The 9,015-nt window shown below is 67.1% G+C and carries 7 protein-coding genes; 6 read left to right on the forward strand and 1 reads right to left on the reverse strand.

What is annotated here, in order from left to right; all coding sequences use genetic code 11:
* Positions 1-28 precede the first annotated feature (28 nt).
* From K9L28_03365 to ilvB (K9L28_03390), 6 genes are all read left to right on the forward strand, one after another.
* A complete protein-coding gene (locus K9L28_03365; protein MCF7935370.1) occupies positions 29-1,588 on the forward strand; it encodes a 2-isopropylmalate synthase in 1,560 nt (519 codons plus the stop codon).
* Positions 1,569-2,852, forward strand: coding sequence for a 3-isopropylmalate dehydratase large subunit (locus tag K9L28_03370; protein MCF7935371.1), 1,284 nt, complete (start codon positions 1,569-1,571; stop codon positions 2,850-2,852). The genes K9L28_03365 and K9L28_03370 overlap by 20 nt, the downstream gene beginning before the upstream one ends.
* The gene (locus K9L28_03375; protein ID MCF7935372.1) at positions 2,852-3,364 is read left to right on the forward strand and encodes a 3-isopropylmalate dehydratase small subunit; all 513 of its coding nucleotides are present in this window, start codon (positions 2,852-2,854) and stop codon (positions 3,362-3,364) included. Before K9L28_03370 ends, K9L28_03375 begins: the two co-directional genes overlap by 1 nt.
* Positions 3,361-4,494 (forward strand): isocitrate/isopropylmalate dehydrogenase family protein, encoded by a 1,134-nt coding sequence (locus K9L28_03380; GenBank protein MCF7935373.1) that lies wholly within the window; start codon positions 3,361-3,363, stop codon positions 4,492-4,494. The genes K9L28_03375 and K9L28_03380 overlap by 4 nt, the downstream gene beginning before the upstream one ends.
* Positions 4,495-4,533: 39 nt before the next feature.
* Complete coding sequence (ilvB, locus tag K9L28_03385; protein ID MCF7935374.1) at positions 4,534-6,219, forward strand: biosynthetic-type acetolactate synthase large subunit; 1,686 nt, start codon at positions 4,534-4,536, stop codon at positions 6,217-6,219.
* A gap of 70 nt (positions 6,220-6,289) precedes the next feature.
* The gene (gene ilvB, locus K9L28_03390; protein MCF7935375.1) at positions 6,290-7,978 is read left to right on the forward strand and encodes a biosynthetic-type acetolactate synthase large subunit; all 1,689 of its coding nucleotides are present in this window, start codon (positions 6,290-6,292) and stop codon (positions 7,976-7,978) included.
* A 145-nt stretch (positions 7,979-8,123) separates the two neighbouring features.
* On the opposite strand, the gene K9L28_03395 is transcribed toward ilvB (K9L28_03390), so the two are convergent.
* Positions 8,124-9,015 (reverse strand): hypothetical protein (locus tag K9L28_03395; protein MCF7935376.1); only part of this gene is annotated, 892 nt, incomplete at its 5' end.

Below are 9,015 nucleotides of genomic sequence, written 5' to 3' on the forward strand. Positions count from 1 at the left end.
CACAGAACCAGAGAAAGAAGGTGACAGTATGCAGCCTGATCACGTACGGATCTTTGACACCACCCTCCGCGACGGAGAGCAGTCTGCGGGCATCAATCTGAACACCGCCGAGAAGATCCAGATCGCCCACCATCTTGCCAACATGAAGGTGGACGTCATCGAGGCAGGCTTCCCCGCCGCCTCCCAGGGCGACCTGGACGCGGTGCGCTCCATCGCCCGGGAGGTCCGGGGATCCACCATCGCCGGCCTGGCCCGGACCCGTTCCGGCGACATCGAGGCGGCCTACGAGGCGGTGAAGGAAGCCGAACACCCGCGGATCCATACCTTCATCGCCACCAGCGACATCCACATGGAGCACAAGCTCCGCCTCTCCAGAGAAGAGGTCCTGGCGGAGACCAGGCGGGCCGTCGCCCAGGCGAAGAGTCTGGTGGAGGACGTGGAATTCTCCGCCGAGGACGCCAGCCGGTCGGATCCGGCCTTTCTGGTGGAGGTCTTCAAGACCGCTATCGAAGAGGGGGCCACCACCTGCAACATCCCCGACACGGTGGGCTACTCCGTGCCCGACGAGTTCGCCGCCTTCGTCAGGGACATCATCGACCGCGTCGGGGCCGGGGATGATGTCGTCTGGTCGGTCCACTGCCACAACGATCTGGGCCTCGCCGTCTCCAACTCCCTGGCGGGTGTCCAGAACGGCGTCCGGCAGGTGGAGTGCACCATCAACGGGCTGGGAGAACGGGCGGGCAACGCCTCGCTGGAGGAGATCGTCATGGCGCTGCGCACCCGGAAGGATCAGTTCGGCGCCGAAACCTACCTGGACACACGCAAACTCTACAGCGCCAGCCGCCTGGTTTCGCGTCTCACGGGGTTCATCGTGCCCAGGAACAAGGCGGTCGTAGGCCTCAACGCCTTCGCCCACGAGGCGGGGATCCACCAGCACGGCGTGCTCTGCAACAAGGCCACCTACGAGATCATGACCCCCGAGGATGTCGGCGCCCCGGGAAGCGAACTGGTGCTGGGCAAACACTCCGGCAAGCACGCCTTCCGCAACGAGGTGGAAGGACTGGGGTACAACCTCAACGACGACCAGCTGAAGCAGGCCTTCAAGCTCTTCAAGGCACTGAGCGACCGCAAGGAGATCGTCACCGACGGCGATCTGGAGGCGCTGATCGTGGACGACATCCTCGCCGTGGAACCGGAGCGGCGCTTTGTGCTCTACGACTTCAACGTCCACGTCTCCGGACACGGCAAGGGAACCTCCACGGTCACCCTCTGGGACGGGGAGAAGGAGATCAGCGACGCCGCCACGGGCAACGGCCCCATCGACGCCTCCTGCGAGGCCATCAAACGGATCATCGGGCTGGACCCGGAGCTGATGGAGTGGCGGATGAACGCCGTCAGCGGGAAGTCCGACGCCGTCGGCGAGGCCCGGGTGACCCTCAAGCAGAACGGCGTCCAGGCCGGGGGCCGCGGCGCCAGCACCGACGTGGTGGAAGCCTCGCTGAAGGCCTATGTCAACGCCGTCAACCGTCTCTACCGGCTCGCCGCCGCGAAAGGAGTGGAGCTGCACGATGCCGTACACAATGGCTAGGGCGCTGATCGCCGGACACACCAGCGAATCGGCCGTGGAGGGCGAGATCTGCCAGGTCGCGGTGGACTTCGCCTTCGCCAACGACATCACCGCCCCGCCGGCGATGCGGGCCTTCGAAACCATGGGCGCCACGGAGGTCTTCGACCGGGAGCGCTGCGCCATCCTGCCCGACCACTTCACCCCCAACAAGGATATCGCCGCCGCCGAACAGGCCAAGACAGCCAGGGCCTTCGCCAACGCCCAGGGCATGCGCTACTGGGAGGTCGGCCGGGTGGGCATCGAACACGCCTTCCTCCCCGAGCAGGGGCTGATCCTCCCCGGCGAGATCGTGGTGGGCGCCGACAGCCACACCTGCACAGGCGGCGCCCTGGGGGCCTTCTCCACCGGCATGGGCTCCACGGACCTGGCCGCCGCCTGGGCGCTCGGCGAGACCTGGATGCGCGTCCCGCCGACGCTGAAGGTCACCTACACCGGCGAGCTGCCCGGCTGGATCACCGGCAAGGATCTGATCCTCACCCTGATCGGCCGCATCGGTGTCCAGGGCGCCCGGTACATGGCCCTGGAGTTCCACGGCGAGAGTCTGAGGGACCTCCCCATGGACGACCGTTTCACCATGTCCAACATGGCCATCGAAGCCGGCGCCAAGACGGGGCTCTTCCCGCCGGACGACAGGATCCTCGACTACGCCCGCGAACGTGCCCAACGTGCCTTTGAGCCCGTCTTCCCCGACAGCGACGCCCCATACGCCGACGAGGTCACCATCGATGTCTCCGACATGGAGCCTGTGGTGGCCCTCCCCCATCTGCCCTCCAACACGAGGCCGGTCAGCCGGTGCAGCGACATCGAGGTGGACCAGGTCTTCATCGGCTCCTGCACCAACGGACGCCTGCGGGACCTGGAGCTGGCCGCCGGCATCCTGAAGGGTCGCCAGGTGGCGCCCGGGATCCGCTGTATCGTCATCCCCGCCTCCTACGAGATCTACCAGGCGGCGCTCGAGCGGGGCTACATCGAAACCTTCACCAAGGCCGGCGCGGCGGTCTGCACACCCACCTGCGGACCCTGCCTGGGCGGGCACATGGGGATCCTCGCCAGGGGCGAACGCTGTCTCTCCACCAGCAATCGGAACTTCGTGGGGCGGATGGGACATCCCGAGAGCGAGGTCTACCTGGCCGGCCCCCTGGTCGCTGCGGCCACGGCACTGACCGGGAGGATCACCGACCCCGGGAGGTACACCAGGGCGGCAACGGAAGGAGGGAGGCTCTGATGGAGACCACATTCCAGGGAAAGGTCTGGACCTTCGGCGACGACGTCGACACCGACGCGATCATCCCCGCCCGCTATCTGGTGACCAGCGACGAGACGGAGCTGGGCAGCCACTGCATGGAAGACGCCCTGCCCTCCTTCGCCACCAAGGTAGCCCGGGGAGACATCATCGTAGCCGGCGAGAACTTCGGCTGCGGCTCCAGCCGGGAGCACGCCCCGCTGGCCATCAAGGGCGCCGGTGTGGCCTGCGTGGTGGCGGCCTCCTTCGCCAGGATCTTTTTCCGGAACGCCATCAACGTGGGGCTCCCTATCGTGGAATGCCCCCAGGCGGCCCGGGAGACCGAACAGGGGCAGACCCTGGAGGTAGATGTCGGGTCCGGTGTCATCCGCAACATCCACAGCGGCGCAACCTACGAAACGGCCCCCTTCCCGCCTTTCCTGCGGCGGCTCATCGAACAGGGCGGCCTGGTTCCCTACGTACAACAGCGACTGAAGGAGCGAGACCCATCATGAACAGACACTACAACATCGCCTGCATCCCCGGCGACGGCATCGGCGAGGAGGTCATCGCCCAGACCACCCGCGTGCTCGAGGCGGCAACCTCCGCCGAAGGCGCTTCGCTGGAATGGAGGGAGTACCCCTTCGGGGGCGCCCACTACCTGAAAACCGGCGAGGTCTTCCCGGACAGCGCCCAGGAGGAGATCAAGGATTGCGACGCCCTGCTGCTGGGGGCCATCGGCCACCCCGGGGTCAAACCGGGGATTCTCGAGCGGGGCATCCTCCTGAACCTCCGCTTCGCCTTTGATCAGTACGTCAACCTCCGTCCGGCCAGGAGCTATCCCCGGATCCCTCTGCCGGTGCGCCTTGACGAAGGGGAACAGATCGACACGGTAGTGGTCCGGGAGAACACCGAGGATTTCTATATCGGTGTGGGCGAACGGAGCGACAACGGAAGGGTGCGCTTCGATATCGACACCAGACGCAGCCTCTACACCGCCTCGGGACACCTGGACGTGGACTTCGGCAACGGCGACGCGGCCGCCGTCCAGCTGGGCTTCGCCACGGAGCAGGCGATCCGCCGGGTCACCCGCTTCGCCTGTAACCTGGCCGGGGAACGGGGCGAGAAGGAGATCACCCTGGCCTCCAAGGCCAACGCCCTCCCCCAGATCTACGGCTTCTGGGACGAGGTCGCCGCCGACGAAGCGGCAAAACAGGGGATCACCCTCCATATGGCCAATGTGGACGCCCTCTGCTACCACCTGGTACGCGCGCCCAGTCGCTACAGCGTCATCCTGACGCCCAACATGTTCGGCGATATCGTCAGCGACCTGCTGGCCGGCATCAGCGGCGGCCTCGGGGTGGCCGCCGGAGGCAACATCGGCGACGGTCTCTCCATGTTCGAACCGGTCCACGGTTCGGCACCGGACATCGCCGGTCTGGACAGGGCCAACCCCCTGGCGGCGATTCTGTCGGGACGCCTTCTGCTGGAACATCTGGGGGAGAGCGCCTCCGCCCGACGTGTTGAACGCGCCGTGGAACGCTACCTCGCCACCGCACCGACCGCCAGGCTCCCCATGGAGTTCGGCGGAGAGGCGGGAACGACACAGGTCGGCGGGACCATCGCCGGGTACGCCGCCGAGTAACGGGACTCGGCGGGGATTTCGAGAGGGAGAGGTGAGCCCATGTCTACGCGGATGAATGGTGCGGAGATGGTGATCTCCGCATTGGAGAGAGAGCATGTCCAGTATGTCTTCGGTCTTCCGGGCGCGACGGTGATCCCCGTCTACGACGCGCTCCTCGGCGCCCCCTTCACCCATGTGCTGGCCCGACACGAACAGGGAGCCTGCCATGCGGCCGACGGCTACGCCCGCGCCTCGGGAAGGGTCGGCGTGGTCTTCGCCACCTCCGGGCCGGGGGCGACCAACCTGGTGACGGGGATCGCCAACGCCCATATGGATTCCATCCCCCTGGTGATCTTCACCGGACAGGTGGCCACGTCGAGCATCGGTACCGACGCCTTCCAGGAGGCGGATATCTACGGCTCGTCGCTCCCTCTGGTCAAGCACAGCTTCCTGGTGCGGGATGTCTCCGAGCTGCCCAGGATCGTCAAAGGCGCCTTCCAGATCGCCGCCACCGGCCGGCCGGGACCGGTCCTCATCGATCTGCCGGTGGATGTGCAGTACCAGGTGGGCGAGTTCGACTATCCCGAGACGGTACGCTTCCCGGGCTACGACCCGGAGACACGGCAGGATCTGACCAGGCTCCACGAGGCTGTGGACGCACTCAACGGCGCCGAACGCCCGGTGATCCTCGCCGGCGGCGGCGCCATCGCCGGTGGCGCTGCGGAGATACTGCGGGAGCTGGCCGTAACGGCTCAGATCCCTGTGGCCACCACCCTGATGGGCAAGGGCGTCTTTCCGGAGGACCACCCGCTGGCCCTGGGGATGCTGGGGATGCACGGTACCCCCAGGGCGAACCACGCCGTCTCCGAGGCGGATCTCATCATGGCGGTGGGCACGCGCTTCAGCAACCGCTCCACCGGGACCGACGGAGGCTTCGCCCAGTCGGCCACGGTGGTGCACGTGGATATCGATTCCGCCGAGCTGGACAAGAATGTCCACGCCGACATCGCCCTGAAGGGCAACGCCACCAAGGTGCTCCGCCTGCTGGCGGACAAGGTGGACAGCAACCGCGACCATTCGAGCTGGCGCACCAGGATCGAGAGCTGGCCCTATCCCGGCACGGAAACCGACGAAGAGGCGCTGACTCCTCAGCGGCTGCTCGCGGAGATCCAGAAACGCCACAGCCCCGAAGGCGTCCTCACCACCGAGGTGGGGCAGCACCAGATGTGGAGCGCCCTCTTCTGGCGGTCCCGGGCGCCGCGCACCTTCATCACCTCCGGAGGCCTGGGCACCATGGGATTCGGCCTCCCCTCCGCGGTGGGGGCGGCGTTCGCCCGCCCCGGCGAGCCGGTGGTCTGCATCTCCGGCGACGGGAGCTTTCTCATGAACGCCCAGGAGCTGGACACCTGCCTCCGCTACCATCTGCCGGTGAAGGTTGTGGTCATGAACAACGCCGGTCTGGGGATGGTCCGGCAGTGGCAACAGCTCTTCTGGGACGAACGCTACGCCCACACCTGCGAGGAGTGCCCGCTGGATATCGAGCGGATCGCCAGAGGCTACGGGGTCCCGGCCCGGAAGGTCCAGAGCCTGGATGAGCTGGAGGGGGCAGCAGACTGGGCCTTCGCGGAAGAAGGACCGGTGGTGCTGGACTGCCGTATCGAACGGAACGCCAACGTCTTCCCCATGGTGCCGCCGGGCTACGGCCTGCAGGCCTACCTCCGCTGCGAGGAGGACGTCAGTTCCTGATGGCGGTCCCCTTTCGGCGACATCACGTAACGGAGAATCCGGAATCCCCCGGGAGAGGAGAGATGGAAGAATGAAGATGAGCGGTGCCCAGATGGTCGTGGCCGCCCTGGAGGCGGAGGAAGTCCAGCATGTCTTCGGCATCCCCGGCGGTGCCGTGATCCCTCTCTACGATGCCATCGCCGACGGCTCCTTCACCCATGTGCTGACCAGACACGAACAGGCCGCCTGCCATGCGGCCGACGCCTACGCACGAACCACGGGCAGGACCGGGGTCTGTATCGCCACCTCCGGTCCCGGAGCGACGAACGTCCTCACCGGCATCGCCAACGCCAATATCGACTCGGTACCCCTGGTGGTGATCGCCGGACAGGTCACCACCGCCAACATCGGTACCGACGGATTCCAGGAGGCCGACGTGTACGGCTGCTCCATGCCCATCGTCAAACACAGCTTCCTCGTCAGGGATATCGCCGGCCTCCCGGAGGCCCTGCGGGGCGCCTTCCTGATCGCCAACAGCGGCCGGCCCGGGGTGGTCATGCTGGAGCTGCCTGTGGACGTGCAGCAGCAGGTGGCCGAGTTCGTCTATCCGCCGGACCTCTCCTTCCCGGGCTACGATCCCCAGTCCCGGCTGGATCTCTCGGAGATCGACGCCGCCGTCAGTCGTATCGCACGGGCCAGGCAGCCGGTCATCCTGGCCGGCGGCGGATGCATCCTGGCCGGCGCCGAAGCCGAGCTGCGGCGCATGGCCGAAGGGCTGCAGATCCCCGTGGCCAACACATTGATGGGCAAAGGGGCCTTCCCCGACAACCACCCTCTGGCCCTGGGCATGCTCGGCATGCACGGCACCCCCACGGCCAATCTCGCCGTTTCCGACGCCGATCTGCTCATCGCCGCAGGGACCCGCTTCAGCGACCGCACCACCGGCGCAAAGCACGCCTTCGCCCCCGGGGCCGCGGTGATCCACATCGATCTGGACCCGGCGGAGCTCGACAAGATCATCCACGCCGACATCACCCTTACCGGAGACGCCAGGGAGATCCTCGCCGAACTCAACGCCCGCACCGAGGCCGTGCCGCAGCGCTCCGCCTGGCTGGGACGCCTGAACGGCTGGGCCAACCGGTACCCCCTCTCCCACCAGAGCACCGGGGACACCCTCAGCCCGCAGGAGGTCATCACCCGGGTGCGCGCGAAGACCGGCGACGAAGGGGTGGTCTCCACCGAGGTGGGACAGCACCAGATGTGGGCGGCCCTCTACTGGGAGTGCCGCCGCTCCAGGACCTTTCTCACCTCCGGTGGACTGGGAACCATGGGGTACGGCCTTCCCGCGGCCATCGGCGGGGCCTTCGGCGCCCCCGGCCGGCCCGTCACCTGTCTGGCCGGTGACGGCAGCATCCTGATGAACATCCAGGAGCTGGAGACCATCAGCCGCTACAGGCTCCCCATCAAGATCATCGTGCTCCACAACAGCAGCCTGGGCATGGTCCGGCAGTGGCAGCAGCTCTTCTGGAAGCGGCGCTACTCCGAGACCTGCCCGACCGCCACCTGCCGGCTCGCCGCCGTGGCCCAGGCCTTCGGGATACCGGGGGTCACCGTCTCCGATCCGGAACACTTCGGGAAGGCCCTTGACGAAGCCTACGCCGCCGAGGGGCCCTTTTTCCTGGAATGCCTCATCCCCCAGGAGGACAACGTGATGCCCATGGTCCCCCCCGGCAAGGGCCTGCGGGACTTCCTCTACGACGGAAACACGACAGCACCGTAACCCGGGGCAGGGGGCCGCTTCGGCGGCCCCCTGTTTGTTGCCGGTGTATCATGGGAGACAGAGGGGGATGGAAGATGGACGGTTCCTCGGTGTCTGTCAACCACCGACGCGTAGCGGCACGGGCACTGGAACTGCTGGAAAACAGCTAAACGAACCAGGGATAGCGCCGCCGGGCCTCCTCGAAGTAGGGACCGGTCTCCTCGGCCCCGGCGGCGTAGGCCTCGTGCCAGCCCGGGGGAACAGGGATGTCGCGGTAGAGCATCTTCCGGCGGGCTTCCAATTGCTGCAGGGGCTTACCCATAAAGGCCGCCGCCGTCACCACCCGTCCCCACGCCTGGGCGTCCAGGCGTTCCACCCACTGGGCTCCCTCCCGACTCCGCAGGAGATGATGGTCCAGAATCAACAGCGGCACTCCTGCAGCCACCCGCTGCAACCGTCGCCATGCTCCAGCACGGGCCTCCCGGTTCAGGACATCCAGATAGAGGGGCGGTCCGCTGGCCAGAACCGCCTCCGGCTCCAGAGCCAGGAGTTCGGCCAGGGCCTCGTCGGAGAGGAACTGGATATCCGAAGCGTGGACAAAGATGCCGGCTTCGGTCCGCAGCGCCGTCATGACCACGCTCCCCGTCCTGGAATCGGGTTCCCCGTAGGGCACCGGAGGGGAAAAACGGAACACCCCTTCGGCTATCCCCACGGCGCTCCGGGCGTGGGGTGCCCGCTGGAGGATGACGTTCCGCCGGAAGAGCGACCGGTCGGAGAGCCCGCCGGGAGCGCTGCACATCCAGACCGTCGGTCCGGCCAGGAGTGCCCCGACGGTCTGGATGTGCAGCTGGAAGGGGTTGGCGTCCGACAGCGGCACGTGGTCGCCGTGGAAATGGCTGAAGACCACATGGGCGGCCTGTCGGAAGGCCTCCACGATACGTTCCCGACGACGTTCGCAGACGCCGACCTGCGCCGGGTGGGGCAGGAGACCGTATCGCCGGTACCCCAGGGCGATACCGGGGTCGAGGAGAACCGTCCCCGCCCCGGTCTCCACCACC

The organism is Synergistales bacterium (genome assembly GCA_021736445.1).
Classification (GTDB): domain Bacteria; phylum Synergistota; class Synergistia; order Synergistales; family Aminiphilaceae; genus JAIPGA01.

Bases quoted from the DNA above. Each gene is read 5' to 3' on its own strand.
- K9L28_03365 (MCF7935370.1), top strand. From the start codon at position 29: ATGCAGCCTGATCACGTACGGATCTTTGACACCACCCTCCGCGACGGA.
- K9L28_03370 (MCF7935371.1), top strand. From the start codon at position 1,569: ATGCCGTACACAATGGCTAGGGCGCTGATCGCCGGACACACCAGCGAA.
- K9L28_03375 (MCF7935372.1), top strand. From the start codon at position 2,852: ATGGAGACCACATTCCAGGGAAAGGTCTGGACCTTCGGCGACGACGTC.
- K9L28_03380 (MCF7935373.1), top strand. From the start codon at position 3,361: ATGAACAGACACTACAACATCGCCTGCATCCCCGGCGACGGCATCGGC.
- ilvB (MCF7935374.1), top strand. From the start codon at position 4,534: ATGTCTACGCGGATGAATGGTGCGGAGATGGTGATCTCCGCATTGGAG.
- ilvB (MCF7935375.1), top strand. From the start codon at position 6,290: ATGAAGATGAGCGGTGCCCAGATGGTCGTGGCCGCCCTGGAGGCGGAG.